We start from the raw sequence: 23,843 nt of genomic DNA on the forward strand, positions 1-23,843 counted from the left end.
ACTGTGCTGCCGTTCGACTTGCATGTGTTAGGCCTGCCGCCAGCGTTCACTCTGAGCCAGGATCAAACTCTTCACTTAAAATTACATGTCCGAAGACAAATACTTTAGCTGCAGAAGTTCAACCACTGACAACTTATCGCTTGCAAAGCAATTAATATGTTGCTTTTTGATTAAACGTCTGCAAGATGGACAATCATCCTTCCTGCAGGCGTCCGCACAAATTACCTGCGCACACTGTCAAAGAACATTGGGAAGTGGCCTCAGCGCCGTTCCCGTCAGCTTCGTCGTTTCCGCCGAAGCGAGCCGCCCATTATAGCGGACTTTTTCTTGCCGTCAACACCTCATTTCGAGGTGGTTGACGCTGCTTCGTTTCGACCCGAAGGTTTTCTGCGAAGCGAGCCGGCCATATTAGCAGGCTTTCCATCTTCGTCAACCCCTCGTGAAGAGGAAGTTGCCGCCGCTGCACCTCAATCTGCCGAAGCATCTTTCCGTGTAGCGAGCCGCCCATCATAGCCGGCTTTTTCGTTTCGTCAACACCTTAAATCAAGGCATTTTCGAACCCTTCCGCTCTGGTTCCGCATTTGCGGGGCCGTTGCGTCGGGGGAGGCGAACTATAGGCCCAACCGGGACGTTTGGGAAGGGGTTTGTGAAAAATTTTTCACGATCTCGCTGCCATCTATAGCCGCGCGTCCTTCGTTGTTGCTGCAGCAAGCCGCTGATCCTGCGTCAGCCGTCCGATGCCTCTATATAAAGGTCATCCCGGCGCCGACATGGCTGCCATGCAGCAACCCTCCGCCAGCTCAGGCGCTGACCAGCGCAACGCGGGCGAAATTACGCTTCCCCACCTGGATGACACCTTCGAAGCCCGGCCCGAACTGACGTGCCGGATCTTCGACCACTTCACCATCGATCTTGACCGCACGTTCCTTGAGCTTGCGCGTGGCCTCCGAATTGCTGGGCGTCAGGCCGGCGGCGGTGAGCAGACTTGCGATCCGCAGACCTTCGGCCGGCACGGCCACCTCCTGCAGCGGCAACAGGCTGGTGTCGCCCTGCCCCGTCACCACGGCGTGCCAGCCGGCGATGGCCTGCTCTGCAGTGGCGGCATCGTGGAAGCGCGCGGTGAGTTCGCGCGCCAGACGCAACTTGACCTCGCGCGGGTGCAGGTCACCGGAGGCGACCTGTTCTTTCAGGCGCGCGGCCTCGGCAACACCGATGTCGAAAGACAGCAGATCGATCCAGCGCCAGGTCAGTTCGTCGCCGATCTTCATGGTCTTGGTGACGATGTCGATGGCCGGCTCGTTGATGCCGATGTAGTTGCCCAGCGACTTGGACATCTTGGCCACCCCGTCCAGGCCTTCCAGCAGCGGCATGGTCAGCACGACCTGCGGGGCCTGGCCGTAGTGCTCCTGCAGGCCGCGCCCCATCAGCAGGTTGAACTTCTGGTCGGTCCCGCCCAGTTCGACGTCCGCCTTCAAGGCGACCGAGTCGTAGCCCTGGACCAGCGGATACAGGAACTCGTGGATGGCGATCGGTTGCTGGCCGTTGAAGCGCTTGGCGAAATCGTCGCGCTCGAGCATGCGCGCCACGGTGTGCTGCGCGGACAGCTTGATCATGTCCGCCGCACTCATCTGGCCGAACCACTCGGAGTTGAAGCGCACCTCGGTGCGCTCACGGTCCAGGATCTTGAAGACCTGCTCCTCATAGGTGTGCGCGTTGGCCAGCACATCATCGCGGCTCAGCGGCTTGCGGGTGACGTTCTTGCCGCTCGGGTCACCGATCATTCCGGTGAAGTCGCCGATCAGGAAGATCACCTGATGCCCGAGCTGCTGGAACTGCCGCATTTTGTTGAGCAGCACGGTGTGGCCCAGATGCAGATCCGGCGCGGTGGGATCGAACCCGGCCTTGACCCGCAACGGCACGCCGGATTTCAGGCGCGCTTCGAGCTGATCGAGCTTGAGGATCTCCTCGGCGCCGCGGCCGATGAGTGCGAGGGATTCTTCGATAGTGGCCAACCACAGACTCCAGCGGCGTTTGCCGTCAAAAACGTGAACGATGTTAAACGCGGGTTAATTCCGCGCCAAATGCAAATGTTGAACAGGCTCAATGGTTTGACGCGCTGTTACAGGCTGTCTATGGTACCGGCGATTGGGCCCGCACTTCGAGCCAGCGAGGAATTTGAACGATGCAGAACTCAGAGCAGGGCCGTGCACGCAAGCGGCGCTTTCACGAACGCCTCCACGTCCTCCACGACACTGCCCTGCATCGCAAGCTCAAGGCGCATCTTCCGGCGGCATTCAACGACCAATGGACGCGCCGGCACTGGATCCACGCCAGCCTGTTCGCGACCATCGGTGCGCTGGTGGCCACGATCGTGCCGGGCTTTTCCAATGCCATCGATGCGCCGCTGTCCAGCCATTCCACGCTGGCCCTGCCGTTGCCGCCGTTGGTGCCGGCCCGCAAGCAGCTGGCACCGAGCACCGATTGGGAAATCCTGCAGGTCAAATCGGGGCAGACGCTGAGCACCTTGTTCGGCGAGTTGGGAATCCCGACGGCGGTGATGTACCAGGTGCTGGCGCATCCGGGCACCAAGGAGGCGCTGACCAAGCTGCGTCCGGGCGCCGAGATCGCCTTCGACATGCCGACGCCGGGCGAGCTGCGCGCATTGCGCTTCGACCGCGACGACAGCCACCGCGTGGAGCTGCGCCTGCTGGGCGACAGCGTGCGCGAGAACGTCACCGAGCGCGCCACGACCACGCGCACGGTGGTGGCAAGCGGCGAAATCAGCAGCTCGCTGTACGCCTCGGCCGGCAAGTCGGGGCTGTCGCCGGCGGCGGTGGCGATCATGACCGACGAGATCTTCAAGTACGACATCGACTTCGACAAGGATCTGCAGCCGGGCGATCGCTTCAGCGTGGTGATGGACGAAACCTGGCGCGAGGGCGAGCGCATCAACACCGGCGACATCCTGGCGGCGACCTTCACCACCGGCGGCAAGACCTACACCGGTTTCCGCTTCGAGCGTGCCGGCAAGCCGGCCGAGTATTTCGACATCAACGGCCGGCCATTGAAGAAGAGCTTCATCCGCATGCCGGTGGCCTATAGCCGCATCAGCTCGACCTTTGGCGCGCGCAAGCATCCGGTGCTGGGCACGATGCGCATGCACAAGGGCGTGGACTACGCGGCAGCATCGGGGACGCCGATCATGGCCGCTGGCGATGCACGGGTGGTGTTCGTCGGCACCCAGCGCGGCTACGGCAATGTGGTGATCCTGGACCACGGCAGGAACTTCAGCACGCTGTACGGGCACATGTCGCGCTTCGGCAAGATCAAGGCCGGCCAGCGCATCAACCAGGGCACGGTGATCGGCTATGTCGGCATGACCGGCCTGGCGACCGGCCCGCATCTGCATTACGAATTCCGCGTCGCCGGGCAGCAGCGCAACCCGATGTCGGTGACGATGCCGCCGCCGGAGCCGTTGCAGGGCGCCGAGCTGGCCGCCTTCCGCGCGCAGACGGCGCCGGCGCTGGCGCGTATCGAAGGCATGGAGAAGTTGATCTACGCCGACGCCGGCAAGCCCGCCAAGGGCAAGCCGCGCGGTTGAGTGGGCGCGGCTGGTTTCCCAGCCGCCGCGCTGGCAACCGCCGATCGCACGACTGCGCCTCCGTTCGGGGGCTCTGGCTCACGCGACGCCGCAGCCGGCATCGGGTTGCTGCCAGCACCAAGTGGACACCATGGTGCCGACGCGACAGTCGGCACTACATTTAGGGTGCTTGGCTGGCGAGCGCATCGCCCCTGCTTCCACCGCGATGCGCGCAAGGCCGGTTGACTCTCCCATCCCGGCTGCACAAGCTGCACGACCATCGTGCAACTGGCCCTGGCATGTCTGCTCCGGAACATATTGAATCCCCGCTCTATCTGGGCCTGATGTCGGGCACCAGCGCCGACGGCATCGATGCGGCGCTGGTGCGCTTCACCGACGAGGGCCATCGCCGCTGCGAACTGGTCGCAGGCACCACGGTGGCCTGGGAGCCACAGCTGCGCGAAACGCTGGTGACGTTGGGCCAGGGCGCCGAGGTCATCGCCATCGATGCGCTTGGACACCTAGATGCGCAGGTGGGGCTGGCGTTTGCGGCCGCGGCCAATCAGCTGATCCGCGACAGCGGCATTGCGCGTGGGCGCATTCGCGCGATCGGCTCGCACGGGCAGACCATTCGACATCGCCCCAAGGCCGATCCGGCCTTCACCTGGCAGATCGGCGATGCGAGCCGGATTGCCGAGCACACCGGCATCACCACGGTGGCCGATTTCCGCCGGCGCGATGTGGCTGCCGGCGGCCAGGGCGCACCGCTGATGCCGGCCTTCCATCTGGCCATGCTGGGCGCCGCCGACGAGGACCGTGCGGTGCTGAACCTGGGCGGCATCGGTAACCTGACCTTGATCCCACGCAGTGGCGCGGTGCTGGGCTTTGATACCGGCCCGGCCAATGCGTTGCTGGACAGCTGGTGCCAGCAGCATCGCGGCACGCCGTTCGATGCCGACGGTGCGTTTGCCGCCAGCGGGCGCGTCGATACGGCGCTGCTGCAGGCGCTCTTGGCCGACCCGTGGTTCGCACTGGCACCGCCCAAGAGCACCGGACGCGAGCAGTTCCACCTGGACTGGGCGATGCAGGCGATGCGGTCGCCGGGCAACGCGGCGCCGTCCGCGGCCGATATGCAGGCGACCCTGCTCGAACTCACCGCCGCCAGCGTCGCCGACGCGTTGCTGCGGCTGCAGCCCGATACCCGCCGGGTGCTGGTGTGCGGTGGTGGGGTGCGCAATCCGGTGTTGATGGCGCGCCTGGCGGCGCGACTGCCGGGCGTGGTGGTGGAATCCAGCGCGCGCCATGGGCTGGATCCTGATTATCTGGAGGCAATGGGGTTTGCGTGGTTGGCCGCGGAGTTGCTCGCAGGCCGCGCGGCCAATCTGCCGTCGGTGACCGGGGCGGCGGGGCCGCGGTTGCTGGGGGCGATCCATCCGGCATGAGTGGCCTGGATCGGCTCGCGCTGGATGCCACTACCTCGCTTCCTGATGGTGCCCCGCCCCGAATTCTGCGACGCGACCAGCGCTCAATTGATGAGGGGTAGCGGTGACGTGTTCGGTGAAGCTAGCTTGCTGATGATGCCCGCCTCGTCTGCAACCAACTAGCACTCAATTGAGAGGCTGGCGGGGACGTGCGCAGTTGAGCCGGCGAACGCACAGCAGCCTCGGCCCTTCTCGGCAGCATGCAAGAGCTTCTGACCGAGCCATCCGCATTCGCACGCCGTACTCGCCCCGAGTGAACTTGCGCACCAGGCAGCGCTGCCTGGCCGTTTGCAGTGCTACGGAGTATTCCCCGCCGGCAGCGCCTTGAGCGCGGCGATCGCCTCGGCCAGCACATCGACTTCCGGATGCTGCAGGCCGCCGCTGACGTCGTACTCGCTGGCGAACAGGCCCTGTTCGAGCAGATGCATCACCGTCTGGTGCTGGGTCCAGCCGCGTGCGACGGAGATGCGACGGATCCTGTCCACCAGCAATGGATCGATGTCACGCAGTACCAGATCGGTCATGCCCTTCCTCGTGCGATGCAGTGCCGCGTCGGCATCATCGGCAACCCTGGCGGACGTTTCAATCCGGGCGCCCGTCGCGGGCATCCAGCCGCGGCCACAGCCAGGCCAGCAGGGCCAGCGTGGGAACCACGGTGAGGGCACTGAGGATGAAGAAGGTGCTGTAGGAGGTGGCCTCGACCAGGAACCCGGATACACCGCCGGCGAACTTGCCCGGCAAATTGGCCAGTGACACCAGCAAGGCGTACTGGGTGGCGGTGAAGTTGCGATTGGTCAGCGATGACATGAAGGCCACCAGCACGGTACCGGCAAACCCCTGGAACAGATTGTCGGCACTGAGTGCGGCATAGAACGCCCACAATTTGCCGGGGTTCTGCGCCATCAGCAAAAATGCCAGGTTAGACAGCGCCACGCCCAGGGCGGCGACCAGCAGCATGCGCCGGAAGCCGAACGCAGCCACCGCCGCACCGCCGGCAAACGCGCCGACGATGCCCATCCACACGCCGAACAGCTTGGACACCGTGGCGATGTCGGCCTTGGTGTAGCCCGAATCCAGATAGAACGGCCCGGCCATCACGCCGATCACCTGGTCCGGGAACTTGAACAGGCCGACAAATGCCAGCAGGACGATGCCCAGCGCCAGCCCGTTGCCGGAAAAGAAACTGGAAATGGGCTGCCAGAATGCGCCGGCCACGTCGATGCGGCGCACCACCGTGAGCTGCGGCCGGTCCGGCTCGCGGCATACCAGGGTGGTGATGATCGGCAGCAGCATCAGCGCCGACATGGCCAGGTACGCCGAGGTCCAGTTGAGGTATTCGGCCAGGTACAGCGCGCCGGCGCCACCGAGGATCAGGCCGATCCGGTAGCCCAGGGTGTAGGTCGCCGCCAAGGCGGCCTGCGCCGAGTCCGGGGCGATTTCGATGCGGTAGGCATCCACCACCGAATCCTGCGTGGCGCCCCAGAACGAGGCGAACAGCACCCAGGCGACCAGGCCGGTGACACTCATGTCCGGGCGCGAAAACGCCAGTGCGAACAGGCCGGCGGTGACGCCGAGTTGCGAGACCAGCAGCCAGGAACGCCGACGCCCCAACCACGCGGTGAGCGGAAACGCATAGCGGTCGAGCAGCGGCGCCCACAGGAACTTGAGCAGGTAGAAGAAGCTGGCCAGGCTGATCAGTCCGATGCTGCCCAGATCCAGCCCGACATCGCGCAACCGGGTGGACAGGGTCTGCGAGGCGATCAGCAGGAACGGAAGGCCACTGCCGAAACCCAGCAGGGCCATGGTCGCCGCCGATGGGGTGGCGAAGGCCTGCCGGATACCGCGCAGTCCTTTGTAGTTGGGTGCAGGCGTGGTCATGCGTATGGCCGCTGGGAATGGGGGCTGATCAATGCCGGGCGGGCAGTATCACCGGCCGTTGCGCGGAGCGACCTGCCGGAAACGCATGATTGGCTCCCGGAAGGATCCACGGCCATCTGGCTGCGGCCAGGCACGGCCTGTACGCCCTCGACGTGCATCTCCACGACGCGGCCGGAAACACAACACGGTGAGGCTTGGCCAACCGTCCCGGTGCGCGTCACCGCCGGCTGCGCACCCTTCCTCACTCCGCGTAATCCACGACATACGGCGCGTGGTCGGAAAAGCGCTGCTCGCGGTAGATGGAGCAGGCCTTGACCTTGTCGCGCAGGCCGGGAGTGACCAGTTGGTAGTCGATGCGCCAACCGACGTTGTTGCTGCGCGCCGCACCGCGGTTGCTCCACCAGGTGTAGTCCTGGCCCTGGGGATGCAGCACGCGGTAGGTATCGACCCAGCCGCGGCCGCCGGCGGCATCGGCGTCTTCCAGCGCATCGGCGCACAGGCCGTTGAGCCAGTCGCGCTCGGGCGGCAGGCAGCCGGAATTCTTCTGGTTGGACTTCCAGTTCTTGATGTCCAGCGCCGAGCGCACGATGTTCCAGTCGCCGCACAGCACGTACTGCCGGCCGCTGGCCAGCCATTCATCCAGGATCGGCCGCAGCCATTCCATCACCTGGAACTTGTAGCCCTGGCGCAACTCGCCCGAGGAGCCGGACGGGATATAGAAGGACACCACGCTGAGGTTGCCAAAGCGCGCCTCGATGTAGCGGCCCTCTTCGTCGAACTCGGGCCAGCCCAGCGCGGTGCGCACTTCATCGGGTTCGTGCCTGCTGTAGATGGCCACGCCGCTGTAGCCCTTCTTGGTGCTGGCGTCGCGGAACCAGGCCTTGTAGCCGGTGGGCAGGAATTTGGCACCGGCCAGCTGATGCTCCTGGGCCTTGGTCTCCTGCACGCACAGCACGTCGGCGTCCTGCTCGGCGAACCATTCGAAGAAACCCTTGGTGACGGCCGAGCGCAGGCCGTTGGCGTTGAAACTGATGATGCGCATAAGGGCCGGGAATGGGGAGTTGGGAATGGGGAATCGTAAAGCCTACCCCAGGCGCATGCGGAAGGCTGCCGGCGCACGATGCGTTTACCATTCTCGATTCCCTATTCCCCATTCCCGTCCAATGACCGACCACCGCACCCGTTTCCTGCAGCTGGCCCTGGGCGCCGATGCCCTGCGCTTTGGCGAGTTCACGCTCAAGTCCGGGCGGCTCAGTCCGTATTTCTTCAATGCCGGGCGCTTCGATTCGGGCGCCAAGACCGCGCAGTTGGCGCAGTGCTATGCCGATGCGATCGATGCGGCCGGGGTGGAGTTCGATCTGCTGTTCGGGCCGGCCTACAAGGGCATCCCGCTGGCGACCGCGCTGGCCTGCGCCTACGCCGGGCGCGGGCGCGACCTGCCGCTGGCGTTCAACCGCAAGGAAGCCAAGGACCATGGCGAGGGCGGCAGCCTGATCGGTGCGCCGCTTCAGGGGCGCAAGGTATTGATCGTCGACGACGTGATCACCGCCGGCACCGCGATCCGCGAGGCGCTGGGCATCATCCGTGGCGCCGGCGGCGTTCCGTCCGGGATCGTGGTGGCGCTGGACCGGCAGGAGATCGCCTCCGAGCAGGATCGCCGCTCGGCCGCGCAGGCGGTGGCGGCCGAGGCCGGCATCCCGGTGATCGCGGTGGCCAACCTGGGCGACCTGCTTGCTTTTGCAGCAGGAAACGCCGACCTTGTGGGCTTCCGGGAACCGCTGCTGGCCTATCGTGGCCGTTACGGCACCGACACCACAGGCTGACGGCAGGCGACAGGGGGCTGCGATGATGCCAAGACACACCCGTTTGGCGTTATTCGCCGCCGTTGCGGTGGCCGTGGCCGCCGCACCTGCCATCGCGCAGGACAAGCCGGCCGCGAAGACGCTGTATTGCTGGAACCAGAACGGCGCCCGGGTGTGCAGCGATACGCTGCCGCCGGAGGCGGTGAACCAGGCGCGCGACGAGTTCAACGCCAGGAGCGGCTTGCGCAGCGCCGAGGTGCAGCGCGCCATGAGCAGCGACGAGCGGGCCGCCGCCGCTGCCAGCGAGCAGCAACGCCAGGCCGATCTGGCCGCCGAGCAGATGCGCCAGCGCACCGACCAGGCGATGTTGATGTCCTACCAGAGCGAGGACGACCTGCGCCGGGTGTTCAACGAGCGCATCGCCATCGTCGACAACAACATCCACACCGCGCGCTTCAATGTGACCAGCCTGCGCGAAGGGCTGGCCAGCATGCTGCGCAGCGCCGGCGACCGCGAACTGGCCGGCCAGGCGGTGGCCGACAAGCTGGCCGCCGACATCCAGCAACGCCATCGCGAGTTGCTGGCGCAGCTGCGTCTGCAGACCAGCTTCGAGCAGCAACGGGTGGCGCTGGACGGCGAGATCGCCGACATCCTGCAGCGCTACCGGGCGATGAAGGAACCGCCGGCCGCCACTGCGCCTGCCGGCTGACCGGCCCGCCGTCATTGCCACCCGTGCGGCGCACTGCGGCAGGCGGCATTTCCCGATCCGACGCCCTGCCCGCATAATGGCCGGTCTTACTCCCTGCCCACGAGGCTCTCCCGCATGGCCCGGATCATCGCCATTGCCAACCAGAAAGGCGGCGTCGGCAAGACCACGACCGCGGTCAATCTGGCGGCCGGCCTGGCGCGCGCGCCCAAGCGTGTGTTGCTGGTGGATCTGGACTCGCAGGGCAACGCCACCATGGGCAGCGGCATCGACAAGCGCGATGTGGCCGCCTCGACGTGCGACCTGTTGCTGGGCGAAAACACCGCCGCCGAGATCCGGGTCACCGCGCCGGAAGGCTTCGACCTGCTGCCGGGCAACATCGACCTGACCGCTGCCGAGATCCAGCTGATGGATCAGGGCGAGCGCGAACAGCGGCTCAAGCGCGCACTGGCACCGATCCGCGACGAGTACGACTTCATCCTGATCGACTGCCCGCCGGCGTTGTCGCTGCTGACGCTCAATGCCTTGACCGCGGCCGACTCGATCATCGTGCCGATGCAGTGCGAGTACTACGCACTGGAAGGACTGACCGCGCTGCTGGAAACCATCGAGGCCTTGCGCGCCAACCTCAATCCGGCACTGGAAATCGAAGGCGTGCTGCGCACGATGTTCGACATCCGCAACAACCTGGCCAACGCGGTGTCGGCCGAGCTGACCGAGCATTTCGGCGACAAGGTGTTCCGCACCATCGTGCCGCGCAACGTGCGCCTGGCCGAGGCGCCCAGCCATGGCCAGAGCATCGTCGGTTACGACCGCACCTCGCGCGGTGGCGTGGCCTACCTGGGGCTGGCCAGCGAAATCCTGCGCCGCCAGAACGACCGCAACAAGGCCTACCGGCCCGTGGAGACCGTCTGATGAACAAGCCGATCCCCGCAAAGAAGCGTGGCCTTGGCCGTGGCCTGGAAGCGCTGTTGGGACCGAAGGGCGCGGCCGCCGCGGCGGCGCCGAGCGCGGCCAGCGAGGAAGCGTTGCAGCCGGGCGACAGCCTGCGCCAGTTGCCGGTCAGCCAGCTGCAGCCGGGCAAGTACCAGCCGCGCAAGGAGATGGACGAGGTCAAGCTGGCCGAACTGGCGGAGTCGATCAAGGCGCAGGGGGTGATCCAGCCGATCGTGGCGCGCGAGCTGGCGCCGGGGCAGTTCGAGATCGTGGCCGGCGAACGCCGCTGGCGCGCCTCGCAGCTGGCCGGGCTGAGCGAGGTGCCGGTGGTGGTGCGCGAGCTGGACGACCGCACCGTCATCGCGATGGCGCTGATCGAGAACATCCAGCGCGAAGACCTCAACCCGCTGGAAGAAGCGCAGGCGCTGCAGCGCTTGATCGACGAATTTTCGCTGACCCACGCCGAGGCCGCCGGCGCGGTGGGCCGCTCGCGTGCGTCGGTGTCCAACCTGCTGCGGCTGCTGGAATTGCCGGTGGCCATCCGCGTGCTGCTGGAAACCCGCCGTCTGGAAATGGGCCATGCGCGTGCGCTGCTCACCCTGGCGCCGGAGCTGGCCAGCAAGCTGGCGCAGGAAGCGGCCGACCAGGGTTGGTCGGTGCGTGAGGTCGAACACCGTGCGCAGCAGTTCGCCGCCGGCAAGGTGCCCGGCGCGTTGCGCAAGGGCAAGCCGGCCGCTGCCGCGCCGCAGGCCGATATCGCCTCGCTGGAGACCGAACTGTCCGAATCGCTGGGCACCAAGGTGGTGTTCAACCACGGCCGCGGCGGCAAGGGCAAGCTGGTGATCCACTACACCGACCTGGACACGCTGGACGGCGTGCTCGAACGCCTGCGCGTGCAGCGCAGCTGAGTTCTCCGCGGACCCACCAGGAGCAGTCCCGGCAATGAATCCCGTCAAGGTCGATCGCAAGCACCTGCTGCATCTGACCGACCTGCCGAACGTGGGGCCGGCCTGCGAAAAGGATCTGCAGCGGATCGGCATCCGCGTTGCCGCGCAATTGCGCGGTCGCGATGCCTACGACATGTATGCGCAGCTGTGCCTGTGTACCGGCGTGCTGCACGACCCCTGCGTGATCGACGTGTTCCTGTCGATCACGCGCTTCATGCAGGGCGAGGCGCCGCAGCCGTGGTGGGCGTTCAGCGCCGAACGCAAGGCAACGCTGGCCAGCCAGGCACCGCTCCGGCTGGCGTGAGTGCGCGCACGCGGTCAGGCGCTGCCATCAACAGGAGCAACCCATGAGCACTGAGCACGACCAGATCAGCCCGGGCGGCAGCACGATGATGCTGCACGCGCAGGAAAAGCAGTTCGCGCCGGCACACGGCGGTGACTGCATCGAGCGGATCAACGCACATATCGAGCGGCATCTGGGACCGATCTCGGGCGTTCTGCACGAGATCATCTCCGATGCCGTGCATCTGGACGTGCATGTGGTGCCCGCCACCGAGGACGTTCCCTACCTGCGGCTGGTGACCTCGGGCATGAGCGACCTGCCGATGACCCTGCCCGAAGGGGTGGAAGCGCCGCAGTACATGGAGCTGATGCTGAGCCTGCCCGCCGATTGGCCGCTGGACCAGCGCGACTTCGAAGACCCGCGCCACTACTGGCCGATCCGCCTGCTCAAGACCCTGGCCCGCCTGCCGCACACGTTCGAGACCTGGCTGGGCTTCGGCCACACCATCCCCAATGGCCATCCGGCCGAACCCTACGCACCCGGCGTGCGCTTCGATGGCGCCATCGTGCTGCCGCCGGTGAGCACGCCCGAGGAATTTGCGCGCCTGGTCATCGATGCCGACAAGACCATCGTGTTCATGACGGTGGTGCCGCTGTACCCGGAGGAGATGGCGCTGAAACTGAAGGACGGCAGCGACGCGTTGCTGGATCGCTTCGATGCCAGGGGGATTGGGGACATCATTGCGCTTGATCGCGTCAACGTCGCCAAAAAGCGCTTCGGGCTGTTCTGAGCCCGCTTGCCGCTCGCCTGCCTTCGACATCTCCAGGACCATTGCAATGACCATTCTCGTCACCGGCGCCGCCGGTTTCATCGGGGCCTACACCTGCCGCGCGCTGGCTGCGCGCGGTGAGTCGGTGGTGGGCCTGGACAACTACAACAGCTATTACGACCCGCAGCTCAAGCGCGACCGGGTGGCGGCGTTGTGCCCGGGCATGGACATCCGCACGCTGGACCTGACCGACCGCGACGGCCTGGCCGCGTTGTTCGAGCAGGTCCGGCCCACGCGCGTGGTGCACCTGGCCGCGCAGGCCGGGGTGCGTTACTCGCTGGAAAACCCGTCCGCCTACGTCGACAGCAACCTGGTCGGCTTCGTCAACATGCTCGAGCTGTGCCGGCACCGCGGCGTGCAGCACCTGGTGTATGCGTCGAGCAGTTCGGTCTACGGCGATTCGGCCACCCCGCCGTTTTCCGAGGACCAGCGCGTGGACCAGCCGCGCTCGCTGTATGCGGCGACCAAGGCCGCCAACGAGCTGATGGGCTATACCTATGCGCAGCTGTACGGCCTGCGCGCGACCGGGCTGCGGTTTTTCACCGTGTACGGGCCATGGGGACGGCCGGACATGGCGCCGTTGATCTTCAGCCGCGCGGTGCTGGCGGGGCGGCCGATCGAGGTGTTCAACCACGGCAGGATGCAGCGCGATTTCACCTTCGTCGACGACATCGTGGCCGGCGTGCTGGGCGCGCTGGACACGCCCAGCAGCGAGACGGTGCCGCACCGGGTGTTCAACCTGGGCAACCACACCCCGGTGGAACTGGAATACTTCATCGACGTGATCGCCCAGGCCGCCGGCCGGCCGGCCGAGAAGGTCTACCGGCCGATGCAGCCGGGCGACATGATCCGCACCATGGCCGATACGCAGCGCGCGCAGGCCGCCTTCGGCTTCGAGCCGGCCACCCCGGTCGAGCGCGGCTTGCCACAGGTGGTGGAGTGGTGCCGCCATTATTTCGGCGAGCGCGCCTAGCCGGCACCACCGCGGCGCAGCCGCAATGATGGTGGTAGCGGTCAGGCGATAGCACATCGCCGCGAGTCCGCCCGTAGCGAGGCGCGCATCTGCAGGACGGCGCGCCGGACGTTGAACATTCGCGCCCCACCCTGCACCATCCGGGCCCGGCGCGCGGCGCCTTGCCGGCCACGCGGCCGGCGCTTTGGGGCATGCATACACGCTACAGTCCGCTTTGCGCGCGCTCCACCGCACACAACGCGCGCCTGCTTCATGCCTGACTCAGACAGTCAGGGCACAATGCGCGATCTTTTCGCTCAGCCTTCATCTGGCCACCACGAATCCATGAGCCACCCTCAGCTTTCCGTTGTCGTCCCGGTGTTCAACGAGCGCGATAACGTCGCCGCGCTGGTCGGTGAGATCGTCGCCGCCTTGCGCGGGTTGGTGGCGTTCGAGATCGTCTATGTCGACGACCACTCGCGCGATGACACGCTGGCGGTGCTGCAAGGCCTGAAGACCACCACGCCGGAACTGCGCGTGCTGCATCACGTGACCCAGAGCGGCCAGAGCACGGCGGTGCGCAATGGCGTCAAGGCCGCCCGTGCAAGCTGGATCGCCACGCTCGATGGCGACGGCCAGAACGATCCGGCCGACATTCCCAAGCTGCTGACCGCGCGCGCCAGCGCCGATGCGCAGGTGAAGCTGTTCGCCGGCTGGCGGGTCAACCGCCAGGATTCGGGGTCCAAGCGCTGGGCCAGCAAGTGGGCCAACGCGATCCGCTCGCGCATGCTGCACGACAACACGCCCGATACCGGCTGCGGCATCAAGCTGTTCGAGCGCGAGGCGTTCCTGGACCTGCCCTACTTCGATCATATGCACCGCTATCTGCCGGCATTGATGCAGCGCGCCGGCTGGCGCACGGTGAGCGTGCCGGTGCACCACCGCCATCGCACCGCCGGCGTGTCCAAGTACAACAATCTCAATCGCGCGCTGGTCGGCATCCGCGACCTGCGCGGCGTGGCCTGGCTGATCACCCGCAGCAGGCGCACCGTGGTGCAGGAGCGCTGATGGAACTGCATTGGCTGGACCAGCCACTGACCTGGCTGTACTGGACCGGGCTGCATGTCACCGGCTGGAAGCTGATCGGCTATGTGGGCGCACTGATGTTCGGCGGCCGCTGGCTGGTGCAGTTTGTCGCTTCCAAGCGCGCCGGCAAGCCGGTGATCCCGCGCATGTTCTGGTACATGAGCGTGGTCGGCAGCCTGATGACGCTGAGCTACTTCGTGTTCTCGGCCAAGCAGGATTCGGTGGGCGTGCTGCAGAACCTGTTCCCGGCGTTCACCGCGTTCTACAGCCTGTATCTGGATGTGAAGCATCGCGGGTGGAAGCGCGACCGGGCGGTGCATTGAGCGGGGAATCGGGAATCGGGATTGGGGAATCGCGGTTCGCGGGTGCTGTGACCGGTTGCTGGTGATTGGTGCGCCAGGTCTCTAGGCTTTTGAGGTGGTGCCGGTGGCGCAACTGAGCTGGTGCAGCAGGCTGCATCGGCTCTGCCTTGTGGTGGATAACGCCAGGCGTGCGATATCCGACAGTCAATGGGTTTCTTCGTACACCGCGATGCGCTGGTGACCGACCGGAGATGAGGCGCGCCGCCGATGCCGCGGCTGTTTGCTCATCGGCATGCTGTGCGCATGTCCAGTGCGCTTCTCCATCGTTCCTTGTCCGGGTCGGCGCCGATTGCGGCGCACTGGCATTTGCGGCTGCACACGCATCAGCAGGTGCCGTTGTTTGCCGACTGGCGCTGCGCGCGGGCCGCGGCGGCGAGCCTGGCGGCGGCCGGTCACTGGCAGGGCGCGCAGTTGCTGTGCTGGGTGCTGCTGCCCGATTGCTGGTGTGCGCTGCTGCAGGCACCGGGCAAGGCTGCGCTGCTGCACATGGCTGCCGTTGCGCGGCAGGTCGCCGCCGGGGCGGTCAATCGCGCACGTGGCCGCGGCGGGACGGTGTGGCAGCCGCAGATGCAGGCGTCGGCGCTTGCCCCGCATGACGACCATCGACAGTTCGCGCGCGCGCTGGTGGCGTTGCCGTTACGCGCAGGGCTGGCCGCGCAGATCGGCGGGTATCCGTACTGGGATGCGGTCTGGCTGCTGCACGACCACGCTGCGCACGGCGTCGGGACTGCAGTGCCGGTTGATGGCCCACGCATGCCGGGTCCGGGAGACAGGTGACCGTGATCGCGCGCGTCCGTCCGGCGCGAGCCAGACAGACTGTTGCGTGTCTTCGCCGGTCAGCATTGCGGGATCTGTGCGAGCGACGTCCGCCCGATCAACGTTGACGTCGAGCGCCGTCTGTTCGGGCGACGTCTGACGTCGGTCGCCTACGTCGGTCAAGGCGGGCTGCGCGCTGCGGTGATCGCCGACATCTGCCAGCGCCGAGCACGGTGTGATCGGCCACTGTGGCGGGTTGCGGCGCCGCGACCCGCCCTGCCGGCATGCCGGCAGGGCAGGCGCCCCCGACGCACCGGTCGGTCAAAAGTCCAGTGGATGGTCCGGCAGCAGGGCCTGCAACTGGCTGCGGAACAGCCCGCGAATCCGCTCCAATGCGGCCTCGGTGTCGGCCTCGAATCGCAGCACCAGGATCGGCGTGGTGTTGGAGGCACGCACCAGGCCCCAGCCGTCGGCGAAGTCCGCGCGCAGTCCGTCGATCGTCGACAGCCGCGCCGATTCGAACGGCGATTCCTCGCCGGCCTGGGCACGCTCGACGAAACGCGCGACCAGTGCATGCGCATCACCGTCCACCGGCACCTTGATTTCCGGCGTGGACACGCTTTCGGGCAAGGCCTCCAGCACCTCCGACGGGGTCTGCTCACGCTGGGCCAGGATTTCCAGCAGGCGTGCGGCCGCATAGATGCCGTCGTCGAAGCCGTACCAGCGCTCCTTGAAGAAGAAGTGCCCGCTCATCTCGCCGGCCAGTTCGGCGTCGGTCTCGCGCATCTTGGCCTTGATCAGCGAGTGCCCGGTCTTCCACATCAGCGGGCTGCCGCCATTGCGCAGCACGTGGTCGGACAGCTTTCCGGTGCACTTGACGTCGTAGATCACCAACGCGCCGGGATTGCGCTGCAGCACGTCGGCAGCGAACAGCATCAGCAGACGGTCCGGGAACACCATGGTGCCTTGCTTGGTGACCACGCCCAGACGATCGGCATCGCCATCGAAGGCCACGCCGATATCGGCATCGAAGCGCTGCACCATCTTCACCAGATCGTCGAGGTTATGCGGCTCGCTCGGGTCGGGGTGATGGTTGGGGAAGGTGCCGTCGATCTCGCAGTACAGCGGGATGACCTCGGCACCGATGGCTTCCAGCAGGCGCGGCGCGATCTCGCCGGCCACGCCGTTGCCGGCATCCACCACGACCTTGATCGGGCGGTCCAGCTGCACGTCGTCGGCGATGCGCTGGATGTAGGCGTCGCTGATGTCGCGCTGTTCCAGCTCGCCAGGCGTTGCCGCGGTGTGCAGGCGGCCTTCGTTGATGCGCTGGTGCAGGTCGGCGATCGCCGCCCCGGACAGGGTCTGGCCACCGATGACGATCTTGAAGCCGTTGTAGTCGGGCGGATTGTGGCTGCCGGTGACCGCCACGCAGCTGCCGGCGCGCAGTTCATAGGCGCCGAAATACACCACCGGGGTGGGCGCCAGACCGACATCGATCACCTTGCAGCCGGCGCGACGCAGGCCGTCGATCAGGCCATTGGCAAGCTCCGGGCCCGACAGCCGCCCATCGCGGCCGACCACCACCTCGCGCAGGCCCTGCGCCTGCATCACGCTGCCGATGGCCTGGCCGATCAACGCGGCGACGCCCGGATTGAGGTCCTTGCCGACCACGCCGCGGATGTCGTAGGCGCGGAACATCTCGGTGGCGACCTGCACGGCCGGCACCAGCGCCGGCGGCGCGGGCGGCGCATCTGCGTCCAGCGCGCGCGCCTCGCTGGCGAGGCTGGCGTCGTGCTGCAGGCTCTGGCTGAAGGTGGGTTCGTCGGCGCTCGGCTCGCTGGCCACGCGGCGACGCGGCAAGGCGACGCGGCCACGGCTGGCCAGCACCAACAGCACGGCGATGGCGAGCAGCAGCACGGCCACGATCGCGCAGCCGACGGTGCCCAGACCCAGCGGGCCCTCATCGCGTTGCGGCACCGCGGCGGCCACGCGCAGGCCGCTGTCACCCAATGGCCTGGCCAGGGTCTCGGCGGCATCGGCCAGCGCCACATCGCCTTGCTGGGCGACGTTGTAGCTGCCCTGGCGCAAGGCCAGATAGGCGCTGCCGGGCACTGCGATCGCATCCAGCGGGCCGGTCAGACGCAACAACGGCAGGCGCGCGTACGCCACCGCCGGCTGCGTGCCCAGTGTGACCACCGCTGCCACACCCAGACGGACCTGCTTGGCGTCGCGCACCACATGCACCTGGGCACGTTTGGCCACCAGCGCCGACTCGAGCAGGCTCAGCCGCGCGTAACCGAAGTCCTTGGGATTGTCGTAGGCGGCGGTCAGGTCGCCAGTCAGGACCTGCACGTCCTCGGCGCCCTTGAAGCGCTCGCGGATGGTCGAGGCCGCCGCCAGCGCGTCACCGTTGGCCAGCGCGGCGATGACCTGCGGCTGCTTGAGCAGGGCGTCGAGCTGGCTGGCCTGCTGCGCCATGGCCTGGCTGACGTCCTGCACGGCGCGGTCGCGCGCCTGTTCCAGGTCCTGCGCAACCGCATCCTTGCGCCATTGCGTGTAGCTGCTCCAGCCGAACCAGGCAGCCAGCAGCAACAACACTCCCCCCAACACCGGACCACGCGTACGCACGCTGGACATCGACTGCCTGCGCTCGCTCGTCTTGCTCATGTGACGTCCCCCGTCAGCGCACGCCGGTGTGGCCGAATCCACCCGCTCCCCGCGCGCTGTCGACGAAAGTATCCACCACTTGCAAGCCCACGCGCACGATCGGCAGGATCACCAGCTGTGCGATGCGGTCACCTGGCTCGATGGTAAAGGCGGCGCGACCGCGATTCCATGTGCTGATCAGCAACGGCCCCTGGTAATCGGCATCGATCAGCCCGGTGCCGTTGCCGAGCACGATGCCGTGGCGATGGCCCAGGCCCGAGCGCGGCAGGATCACCGCACACAGCTGCGGGTCGGCCAGATGGATCGCGATGCCACTGGGAATCAGCGCCGCATCGCCGGGCTCCAGCGTCATCGGCGCTTCCAGCGCGGCGCGCAGGTCCATGCCTGCGCTGGCGTCGGTGGCATAGGCCGGCAGCGGCCACAGGTCGCCGAAGCGCGGGTCGAGCAGCTTCACCTGCAAGGACTGGGTCGGGGTGCTCATGCCTGCAATCTCTCCGCGATCAGGGCCAACAGCTGGTCGGCCAGTTCGGTCTTGCTGCTGCTGGGGAAGGCGCGCTCGCCGCCCTGCCAGTAGGCGGTGGCGGCGTTGTTGTCGCTTTCGAAGCCGCCGCCTTCGATCCCCACCTGGTTGGCGATGATCAGGTCCAGCCGCTTGGCGGCCAGCTTGCCACGCGCGTAATGCTCCACGTCGTGCGTCTCGGCGGCAAAACCCACCACCAGCTTCAGCGCGCCGGTCTGCGCGGCGACCTCGGCCAGGATGTCCGGGGTGCGCACCAGTTCCAGGGTCAGCGTCTCGCCGGTCTTCTTGATCTTCTGCGCGACCACCCGCTTGGGGGTGTAGTCGGCCACCGCAGCGGCGCCGATGTAGATGTCGGCCGGGAACGCGCCCAGCACCGCATCGCGCATCTGGGCAGCCGAGCGCACGTCGATCCGCCGCACGCCGGCCGGGGTGGCCTGGTGCACCGGGCCGCTGACCAGCACCACCTCGGCCCCCTGGGCGGCGGCGGCAGCGGCCAGGGCATAGCCCATCTTGCCGCTGCTGCGGTTGCCCACGTAACGCACCGGATCCAGGTCCTCGAAGGTGGGGCCGGCGCTGATCACGATGCGCAGGCCGTCCAGCTGCGCGCTGCTGGGCACGAATGCCGGCGCAGCCGCACTGCTGGAGGCCACCGGCACGGCGCTGTCGGCACCGACACCGCCGGCCAGGGCGGCAATGATCGCCGCCGGCTCGGCCAGCCGGCCGGGTCCGGATTCGCCTTCGGCCAGCGGGCCGTCATCGGGACCGACCACGCGCACGCCGCGTGCGGACAGGGTCGCCACATTCGCCTGCGTGGCCGCGTGCAGCCACATGCGGTGGTTCATCGCCGGGGCCACGGTCAGCGGCGCGGTGGTGGCCAGGCACAGCGTGGTGACCAGATCATCGGCCAGGCCATGCGCCAGCCGCGCCAGCAGGTCGGCGGTGGCCGGGGCGACGATCACCTGATCGGCCCAGCGCGCCAGTTCGATATGTCCCATCGCCTGCTCGGCAGCGCTGTCCCACAACGTGGTGCGGGTGGGCTGCCCGGACAGCGCCTGGAAGCTGAGCGGGGTGACGAATTGTTGCGCGCCGCTGGTCATGGCGACCTGTACAAGTGCGCCGGCGTCGCGCAGGCGACGGACCAGTTCGAGCGATTTGTAAGCGGCAATGCCTCCGCCGACGCACAGCAGCAAGCGCTGTCCGTCCAAGGGGCGGGCCTGAGTGGAGCCGATCACGTCGGAGTCGTCCTACGGTTACAAGGACAACTAGATTAGCCGATGCCCCCGTCCGGCCTGATAGGCGTGAGCGATGAGCACCGGCAATCTCGCCATATGCACATTCACGACTGGCCCACCCACGAACGCCCGCGCGAGAAACTTCTGGCGCGCGGGGCGACTGCCCTGTCCGATGCCGAGCTGCTGGCGATCTTTGTCGGCTCCGGCCTGCGCGGCCAGGACGCCGTCCAGACCGGGCGCAACCTGCTGCTACGCCACGGCCCGCTGCGCGTGCTGCTGGACCACACGGCGCCCGCGCTGGCGCGGCTGCCCGGCCTGGGTCCGGCTTCGGCCTGCAAACTCAGCGCGGGGCTGGAACTGGCACACCGCCACCTGCTGAGCGCGCTGGAACGCGGCGATGCGCTCAGCGACCCGCCCAGCGCCGGCCGCTACTTTTCGCAACGGCTGCGTCCGCGCCCCTATGAGGTGTTCGCGGTGCTGTACCTGGACACCCGCCATCACGCCATCGCCTTCGAGGAAGTGTTCACCGGCACCATCGACGGGGCCGACATCCATCCGCGCGAGGTGGTGCGGCGGGCGCTACTGCACAATGCCGCGGCGGTGATCGTCAAGGGTTATATTGTCAACAACATCGTTTCATTGAAATATTTCCCTTACAATTCAATTGTTTACAAGGGAAATGGATGATCCGGCGTTACATGGCAAGTGTTGCATGCCGACCTGGGACTGCCTGGTCGAGCTGAGCCAGGAACACTAAAGCCTCTCCGTGAGGACCTGGACTGACACACCTAGTGCATCTGCTAGGCGCTTTACCGTTGATAGGCGGCAGTCCTTTCGCCCCTGCTCGATGTGCCCAAGTTGAGTGCGATGCATGCCCAGCACATCTGCAAACGCCTCCTGGCTATAGCCAAGGCTCTGTCGCCTAGACCTGACTTCAAGTCCAAAAATTTCTTGGGTCGTTGGGCTCTGCACATAAAGAGCTTTCGCTTACGTGCACTTTCGGTCTACAGTATTTTCGGTAGCATTCGCCGAGATCCCCCTCATGTTCCTCCATCTCAGATGGCAACTTTCGGAGCAACCCAATCCAACTGAAGGCTGGTATGCAGAGACTGTGATGCCGGTTGATGGCCCGCTCAACAAATGGGAGCTTGATCGACTTACAGAGTATTTCGATGAACTGTTAGGACTGAGACTCGCGACTATATGTGAGGCTCACCTCGCGCCTACACCCGATCCGTTGCTCAGAGAGCTAGAAGAACTCTGCAAACTTACTGGTGGGAAAGTACCGAGTGAGGCTCGCAGGCACACGATCGAGGCTCTACGACTTCACGAGAAGATGGTTCATCTTTTAACCGGCACACACCGCTTAACTCCCATTAATGAAAGACTCATCGATGCCTAAATTTTTACAAGGACGCTCTGCCATCCGAATACGTGCGTGATCTATCTGTAGATCACGCCCCTGTAGCTCAATTGGTAGAGCAGCGGATTTATATCCCGTGAGCGCCAGATAAGCGGCTAGTGCCGGTTCGAGCCCGGCCAGGGGCACCACCCCCTTGGGCGTCGTCGCGACGCCGTATGGCCCCAAGTTTTGGGGCGAAGAACTGGTATGAACACAAAATCTAAAAGCCCAGTCTCGTTGAGTGGCATGCGTGGCCGCGAGAAGGCGGTCTGGGCTGCCGTGTACGCGCGCTATTCGGACGACCCAAGCCTAGGCGTCACGACCGCCAATCAAGCGGTTCCCGGTTTCCGGATCAAGGAACTGGATGGTCCGCAAGAAGAGGTCTGGGTAAAGCCGAACCGCAAATTCATGCTGATCTCCTTCGAGGAATGGAAGGTCTGGTATCCGATCAGTTATAAGATTCAGTACAAGGAGCCGCCCTCTCCTGAGAAGGTCGCTGCCGACTACGAGGCGTTTGTGCGCGGCCGTACCGACTTCTGGTGAAGTTCTTCCTCGATACGGAGTGGGCAGATCCCATTGGGTCTGAACTAGTCAGCATCGGCCTAGTAAGCGAGGACGGGAAGCACCGCTTCTATGCGGAGCGGACACCCTTACCAGAAAGGCCAACCGACTTTGTCCAGCATGTGGTCTACCCACTCCTACAGGGAGGCTCGCGCTCAATGTCAGAAATGGCCATCACTACTGGCCTGCGCTTCTTCCTGGGCGCAGATCAGGGGCCGCTGGTACTCGCAGACTATCATCATGACTTGGTGCTGCTTCGCTATGTTCTTGCCGGCTTTGAATTGCCAGACGAGCAGGCAAGTGCCTGCGGTCCAATTCCCCAAGTACAAGAACAGATTATCTCTGGCGGTCGACTAGACCAAGCGGTTGAATCTCTGTTCGCAAGAAGTACTATCTTGCGCAGTCATCGCCATCACGCTATGTGCGATGCACTTGTTCTTAGAGCCGGCCATTCCCAAGCGACCACTTTTAAAATATTAAGTAAGGATGGACTACTTCGGCTGCAGACTGCAGTAGTGTCGGCATGTTCAAAATCCAAGAGATGAATTAATTAATCAACACTTAAGTATTGATCTTACGCTCGTACGGCAGTCTCATGACCTCATGCACGAAGCGATCGACAGACTCTTCAATTATCTTTCGGAGTTCTTCAGGGTTCGCATCCGGAGTTACGTTCCCCAATAACTCAGTCATGAATTCATGAACTTGCTTTTCTTGATGTCGCCGCTTCAACTCGGCCAACATCAACCTCCAATCTTTCGCAAATTCTTCGTTACTTGGGCGACCATCCTGAACATAACTACTGACGCAGCGGTCAACCTCGTCATTACTGACTTCATTCGTCTCGCCCTCTCCGGTGACAGGGTCAATGCAGTACATTTTCCCAAGCGTGGGGCCGGTCCAGCAATTGGACAACCTGGCCGTGACTTTTATCGCACCGAAAAGAACCAAGACCCCTAACACCTCTCTCGAAGTACCGCTAGCGAAAACCGCAGCAGTATGACCGAAGCGATACTTCTTATCGACCGCTGGTATTTCCATGCATAACCATGGCATAACGGGGAGGTCAAGCTCGCCCTTTCCAAGAATAAATTCAATCGCATGGCGCATTTCGGCCGAGCGAATTCGCTTTGGATTGACGCATGTCGCCAAGAGCGTGAGCAGCATCTTCGCACTCGACCTCTTTTCGTTAGTCTCAAAAGAGAAGCGATGAGAAATCGTGGGCGAAGGCGTTGACTTGGCAACATAGATTGGATCTGAGAGCGTCGCGCCGTTAAATTTCCTGATGTATTGATCTCGCAATCGATCCGCTTCTTCCGTCGTTCTCGCAACTACAGAGATCTCGATTTTACCGTCCTCCAATCTATTTTCTCGAATGGAGGCCTGCTTAAGCTCAAATCTTCCGCCTGGCGCCACGACAAGCGGCTCACCGTCTAAGCAATGTTCTGTAGACAAGGTGGGAGCTCGACCTTTTCGATCAGTCTTAATTCCAAAAAGATTTGATAAGGGTGCCAGCTTTAACGAAAACTCCATATCAATTTCATTTCCGAGCCTTGTATTGCAAATTTCGCAACAGACGTTCCTGGAAGATTTCCTTCCCCCAATGGACGAGAGAATTACGTGCTCTTTAGACCCCTCATTAATTCCAAAAATTTGGGGGCTAGCGCCGTCACAGTAGATGCACTCAATATCAAAGCTTTTCTGCATATCAACTCCCTGTATCTCCATGGCAAATTTCCCCCACCAGATCCTGCGGCTAGAAGCAGCCAAAATTTAATGCCTTCCAGAGAATTCGCTATTCTTGCTCATCCGGCTTCTGGCAAGACTCAACACCAAACTCTAGCCGATTCACGGGTTCATGTC

The 23,843-nt window shown here is 64.9% G+C and carries 23 protein-coding genes, 1 tRNA gene, 1 rRNA gene and 1 pseudogene; 16 read left to right on the forward strand and 10 right to left on the reverse strand.

Translation table 11 applies throughout. The features are described from left to right. A 16S ribosomal RNA gene (locus tag CPBF1521_RS19215) occupies window positions 1-78 on the reverse strand; the annotation flags it as partial. A 722-nt stretch (window positions 79-800) separates the two neighbouring features. Beyond that, on the reverse strand, window positions 801-2,012 hold the full coding sequence (tyrS, locus tag CPBF1521_RS19220) for a tyrosine--tRNA ligase (RefSeq protein ID WP_104584950.1): 1,212 nt from the start codon (window positions 2,010-2,012) through the stop codon (window positions 801-803). Between the two features lie 170 nt (window positions 2,013-2,182). On the opposite strand from tyrS, the gene CPBF1521_RS19225 reads away from it, so the two are divergent. Both CPBF1521_RS19225 and CPBF1521_RS19230 read left to right on the forward strand, forming a co-directional pair. Continuing rightward, on the forward strand, window positions 2,183-3,601 hold the full coding sequence (locus CPBF1521_RS19225) for a M23 family metallopeptidase (RefSeq protein ID WP_104649990.1): 1,419 nt from the start codon (window positions 2,183-2,185) through the stop codon (window positions 3,599-3,601). 278 nt (window positions 3,602-3,879) lie between these two features. After that, window positions 3,880-5,022 carry an anhydro-N-acetylmuramic acid kinase gene (locus CPBF1521_RS19230; RefSeq protein ID WP_115677972.1) on the forward strand — a complete coding sequence of 381 codons (1,143 nt, stop codon included), beginning with the start codon at window positions 3,880-3,882 and terminating at the stop codon, window positions 5,020-5,022. Window positions 5,023-5,357: 335 nt separating this feature from the next. On the opposite strand, the gene CPBF1521_RS19235 is transcribed toward CPBF1521_RS19230, so the two are convergent. The 3 genes from CPBF1521_RS19235 to CPBF1521_RS19245 form a co-directional block, all read right to left on the reverse strand. After that, a complete protein-coding gene (locus CPBF1521_RS19235; RefSeq protein WP_104584944.1) occupies window positions 5,358-5,585 on the reverse strand; it encodes a hypothetical protein in 228 nt (75 codons plus the stop codon). A 58-nt stretch (window positions 5,586-5,643) separates the two neighbouring features. Continuing rightward, complete coding sequence (locus CPBF1521_RS19240; protein WP_181901297.1) at window positions 5,644-6,939, reverse strand: AmpG family muropeptide MFS transporter; 1,296 nt, start codon at window positions 6,937-6,939, stop codon at window positions 5,644-5,646. Window positions 6,940-7,180: 241 nt separating this feature from the next. Then, entirely contained in the window at window positions 7,181-7,981 is an 801-nt protein-coding gene (locus tag CPBF1521_RS19245) for an exodeoxyribonuclease III (RefSeq protein WP_104584942.1), read from the reverse strand. A 121-nt stretch (window positions 7,982-8,102) separates the two neighbouring features. On the opposite strand from CPBF1521_RS19245, the gene pyrE reads away from it, so the two are divergent. The 10 genes from pyrE to CPBF1521_RS19295 all read left to right on the forward strand — a co-directional run bounded on the left by pyrE (window position 8,103) and on the right by CPBF1521_RS19295 (window position 15,619). Next, a complete protein-coding gene (gene pyrE / locus CPBF1521_RS19250) occupies window positions 8,103-8,762 on the forward strand; it encodes an orotate phosphoribosyltransferase (RefSeq protein WP_104584940.1) in 660 nt (219 codons plus the stop codon). Between the two features lie 43 nt (window positions 8,763-8,805). Beyond that, on the forward strand, window positions 8,806-9,450 hold the full coding sequence (locus CPBF1521_RS19255) for a hypothetical protein (protein WP_180707939.1): 645 nt from the start codon (window positions 8,806-8,808) through the stop codon (window positions 9,448-9,450). 114 nt (window positions 9,451-9,564) lie between these two features. Next, a complete protein-coding gene (locus CPBF1521_RS19260) occupies window positions 9,565-10,362 on the forward strand; it encodes a ParA family protein (RefSeq protein WP_104584936.1) in 798 nt (265 codons plus the stop codon). Next, window positions 10,362-11,291, forward strand: a complete 930-nt coding sequence (locus CPBF1521_RS19265; protein WP_104649987.1) for a ParB/RepB/Spo0J family partition protein — start codon at window positions 10,362-10,364, stop codon at window positions 11,289-11,291. Before CPBF1521_RS19260 ends, CPBF1521_RS19265 begins: the two co-directional genes overlap by 1 nt. A gap of 34 nt (window positions 11,292-11,325) precedes the next feature. Then, window positions 11,326-11,634, forward strand: coding sequence for a helix-hairpin-helix domain-containing protein (locus tag CPBF1521_RS19270; protein ID WP_115677974.1), 309 nt, complete (start codon window positions 11,326-11,328; stop codon window positions 11,632-11,634). A 43-nt stretch (window positions 11,635-11,677) separates the two neighbouring features. Continuing rightward, window positions 11,678-12,403, forward strand: a complete 726-nt coding sequence (locus CPBF1521_RS19275) for a suppressor of fused domain protein (RefSeq protein ID WP_115677975.1) — start codon at window positions 11,678-11,680, stop codon at window positions 12,401-12,403. Window positions 12,404-12,449: 46 nt separating this feature from the next. Further along, window positions 12,450-13,415: an SDR family NAD(P)-dependent oxidoreductase gene (locus tag CPBF1521_RS19280; RefSeq protein ID WP_115677976.1), complete on the forward strand. Its 966-nt coding sequence runs from the start codon at window positions 12,450-12,452 to the stop codon at window positions 13,413-13,415. Between the two features lie 324 nt (window positions 13,416-13,739). Then, entirely contained in the window at window positions 13,740-14,462 is a 723-nt protein-coding gene (locus CPBF1521_RS19285) for a glycosyltransferase family 2 protein (RefSeq protein WP_104649984.1), read from the forward strand. Further along, window positions 14,462-14,803 (forward strand): lipid-A-disaccharide synthase N-terminal domain-containing protein, encoded by a 342-nt coding sequence (locus tag CPBF1521_RS19290; RefSeq protein ID WP_039816706.1) that lies wholly within the window; start codon window positions 14,462-14,464, stop codon window positions 14,801-14,803. The genes CPBF1521_RS19285 and CPBF1521_RS19290 overlap by 1 nt, the downstream gene beginning before the upstream one ends. 282 nt (window positions 14,804-15,085) lie before the next feature. Then, window positions 15,086-15,619 carry a hypothetical protein gene (locus CPBF1521_RS19295; protein ID WP_104650003.1) on the forward strand — a complete coding sequence of 178 codons (534 nt, stop codon included), beginning with the start codon at window positions 15,086-15,088 and terminating at the stop codon, window positions 15,617-15,619. A gap of 300 nt (window positions 15,620-15,919) precedes the next feature. Here CPBF1521_RS19295 and CPBF1521_RS21530 read toward each other — a convergent pair whose 3' ends face one another. Genes CPBF1521_RS21530 through coaBC form a run of 3 tightly spaced genes read right to left on the reverse strand, consistent with a single transcriptional unit; the run spans window position 15,920 to window position 20,017 of the window. Next, a complete protein-coding gene (locus CPBF1521_RS21530; RefSeq protein WP_181901298.1) occupies window positions 15,920-18,265 on the reverse strand; it encodes a phosphomannomutase/phosphoglucomutase in 2,346 nt (781 codons plus the stop codon). A gap of 13 nt (window positions 18,266-18,278) precedes the next feature. Then, window positions 18,279-18,746, reverse strand: coding sequence for a dUTP diphosphatase (dut, locus tag CPBF1521_RS19305; protein ID WP_104535010.1), 468 nt, complete (start codon window positions 18,744-18,746; stop codon window positions 18,279-18,281). Next, window positions 18,743-20,017 (reverse strand): bifunctional phosphopantothenoylcysteine decarboxylase/phosphopantothenate--cysteine ligase CoaBC, encoded by a 1,275-nt coding sequence (gene coaBC, locus CPBF1521_RS19310; protein ID WP_115677977.1) that lies wholly within the window; start codon window positions 20,015-20,017, stop codon window positions 18,743-18,745. The genes dut and coaBC overlap by 4 nt, the downstream gene beginning before the upstream one ends. A 96-nt stretch (window positions 20,018-20,113) precedes the next feature. Between coaBC and CPBF1521_RS19315 the strand changes: the two are divergent. Next, a pseudogene (locus tag CPBF1521_RS19315) lies at window positions 20,114-20,626 on the forward strand (UPF0758 domain-containing protein); the annotation flags it as partial. Between the two features lie 144 nt (window positions 20,627-20,770). Here CPBF1521_RS19315 and CPBF1521_RS21830 read toward each other — a convergent pair. Further along, window positions 20,771-20,989, reverse strand: a complete 219-nt coding sequence (locus tag CPBF1521_RS21830; RefSeq protein WP_201798639.1) for a helix-turn-helix domain-containing protein — start codon at window positions 20,987-20,989, stop codon at window positions 20,771-20,773. 486 nt (window positions 20,990-21,475) lie between these two features. Between CPBF1521_RS21830 and CPBF1521_RS19325 the strand changes: the two genes are divergently transcribed. The 3 genes from CPBF1521_RS19325 to CPBF1521_RS19335 all read left to right on the forward strand — a co-directional run bounded on the left by CPBF1521_RS19325 (window position 21,476) and on the right by CPBF1521_RS19335 (window position 22,525). Next, window positions 21,476-21,568: transfer RNA gene (locus tag CPBF1521_RS19325), tRNA-Ile, on the forward strand. A gap of 58 nt (window positions 21,569-21,626) precedes the next feature. Further along, window positions 21,627-21,962: a hypothetical protein gene (locus CPBF1521_RS19330; RefSeq protein WP_147295475.1), complete on the forward strand. Its 336-nt coding sequence runs from the start codon at window positions 21,627-21,629 to the stop codon at window positions 21,960-21,962. Window positions 21,963-22,138: 176 nt separating this feature from the next. Continuing rightward, window positions 22,139-22,525, forward strand: coding sequence for a hypothetical protein (locus tag CPBF1521_RS19335; RefSeq protein WP_328589319.1), 387 nt, complete (start codon window positions 22,139-22,141; stop codon window positions 22,523-22,525). Window positions 22,526-22,541: 16 nt separating this feature from the next. On the opposite strand, the gene CPBF1521_RS19340 is transcribed toward CPBF1521_RS19335, so the two are convergent. Continuing rightward, the gene (locus tag CPBF1521_RS19340; protein WP_115677980.1) at window positions 22,542-23,708 is read right to left on the reverse strand and encodes an HNH endonuclease; all 1,167 of its coding nucleotides are present in this window, start codon (window positions 23,706-23,708) and stop codon (window positions 22,542-22,544) included. Between the last annotated feature and the right edge of the window lie 135 nt (window positions 23,709-23,843).

The organism is Xanthomonas euroxanthea (genome assembly GCF_900476395.1).
Lineage (GTDB): Bacteria > Pseudomonadota > Gammaproteobacteria > Xanthomonadales > Xanthomonadaceae > Xanthomonas > Xanthomonas euroxanthea.

What these genes read in the sequence shown, in the direction of transcription:
- CPBF1521_RS19225 (WP_104649990.1), top strand. Translation starts at nt 2,183, where the DNA reads ATGCAGAACTCAGAGCAGGGCCGTGCACGCAAGCGGCGCTTTCACGAA.
- CPBF1521_RS19230 (WP_115677972.1), top strand. Translation starts at nt 3,880, where the DNA reads ATGTCTGCTCCGGAACATATTGAATCCCCGCTCTATCTGGGCCTGATG.
- CPBF1521_RS19235 (WP_104584944.1), bottom strand. Translation starts at nt 5,585, where the DNA reads ATGACCGATCTGGTACTGCGTGACATCGATCCATTGCTGGTGGACAGG.
- CPBF1521_RS19240 (WP_181901297.1), bottom strand. Translation starts at nt 6,939, where the DNA reads ATGACCACGCCTGCACCCAACTACAAAGGACTGCGCGGTATCCGGCAG.
- CPBF1521_RS19245 (WP_104584942.1), bottom strand. Translation starts at nt 7,981, where the DNA reads ATGCGCATCATCAGTTTCAACGCCAACGGCCTGCGCTCGGCCGTCACC.
- pyrE (WP_104584940.1), top strand. Translation starts at nt 8,103, where the DNA reads ATGACCGACCACCGCACCCGTTTCCTGCAGCTGGCCCTGGGCGCCGAT.
- CPBF1521_RS19260 (WP_104584936.1), top strand. Translation starts at nt 9,565, where the DNA reads ATGGCCCGGATCATCGCCATTGCCAACCAGAAAGGCGGCGTCGGCAAG.
- CPBF1521_RS19265 (WP_104649987.1), top strand. Translation starts at nt 10,362, where the DNA reads ATGAACAAGCCGATCCCCGCAAAGAAGCGTGGCCTTGGCCGTGGCCTG.
- CPBF1521_RS19270 (WP_115677974.1), top strand. Translation starts at nt 11,326, where the DNA reads ATGAATCCCGTCAAGGTCGATCGCAAGCACCTGCTGCATCTGACCGAC.
- CPBF1521_RS19275 (WP_115677975.1), top strand. Translation starts at nt 11,678, where the DNA reads ATGAGCACTGAGCACGACCAGATCAGCCCGGGCGGCAGCACGATGATG.
- CPBF1521_RS19280 (WP_115677976.1), top strand. Translation starts at nt 12,450, where the DNA reads ATGACCATTCTCGTCACCGGCGCCGCCGGTTTCATCGGGGCCTACACC.
- CPBF1521_RS19285 (WP_104649984.1), top strand. Translation starts at nt 13,740, where the DNA reads ATGAGCCACCCTCAGCTTTCCGTTGTCGTCCCGGTGTTCAACGAGCGC.
- CPBF1521_RS19290 (WP_039816706.1), top strand. Translation starts at nt 14,462, where the DNA reads ATGGAACTGCATTGGCTGGACCAGCCACTGACCTGGCTGTACTGGACC.
- CPBF1521_RS19295 (WP_104650003.1), top strand. Translation starts at nt 15,086, where the DNA reads ATGTCCAGTGCGCTTCTCCATCGTTCCTTGTCCGGGTCGGCGCCGATT.
- CPBF1521_RS21530 (WP_181901298.1), bottom strand. Translation starts at nt 18,265, where the DNA reads ATGAGCAAGACGAGCGAGCGCAGGCAGTCGATGTCCAGCGTGCGTACG.
- dut (WP_104535010.1), bottom strand. Translation starts at nt 18,746, where the DNA reads ATGAGCACCCCGACCCAGTCCTTGCAGGTGAAGCTGCTCGACCCGCGC.
- CPBF1521_RS19330 (WP_147295475.1), top strand. Translation starts at nt 21,627, where the DNA reads ATGAACACAAAATCTAAAAGCCCAGTCTCGTTGAGTGGCATGCGTGGC.
- CPBF1521_RS19335 (WP_328589319.1), top strand. Translation starts at nt 22,139, where the DNA reads ATGTCAGAAATGGCCATCACTACTGGCCTGCGCTTCTTCCTGGGCGCA.
- CPBF1521_RS19340 (WP_115677980.1), bottom strand. Translation starts at nt 23,708, where the DNA reads ATGGAGATACAGGGAGTTGATATGCAGAAAAGCTTTGATATTGAGTGC.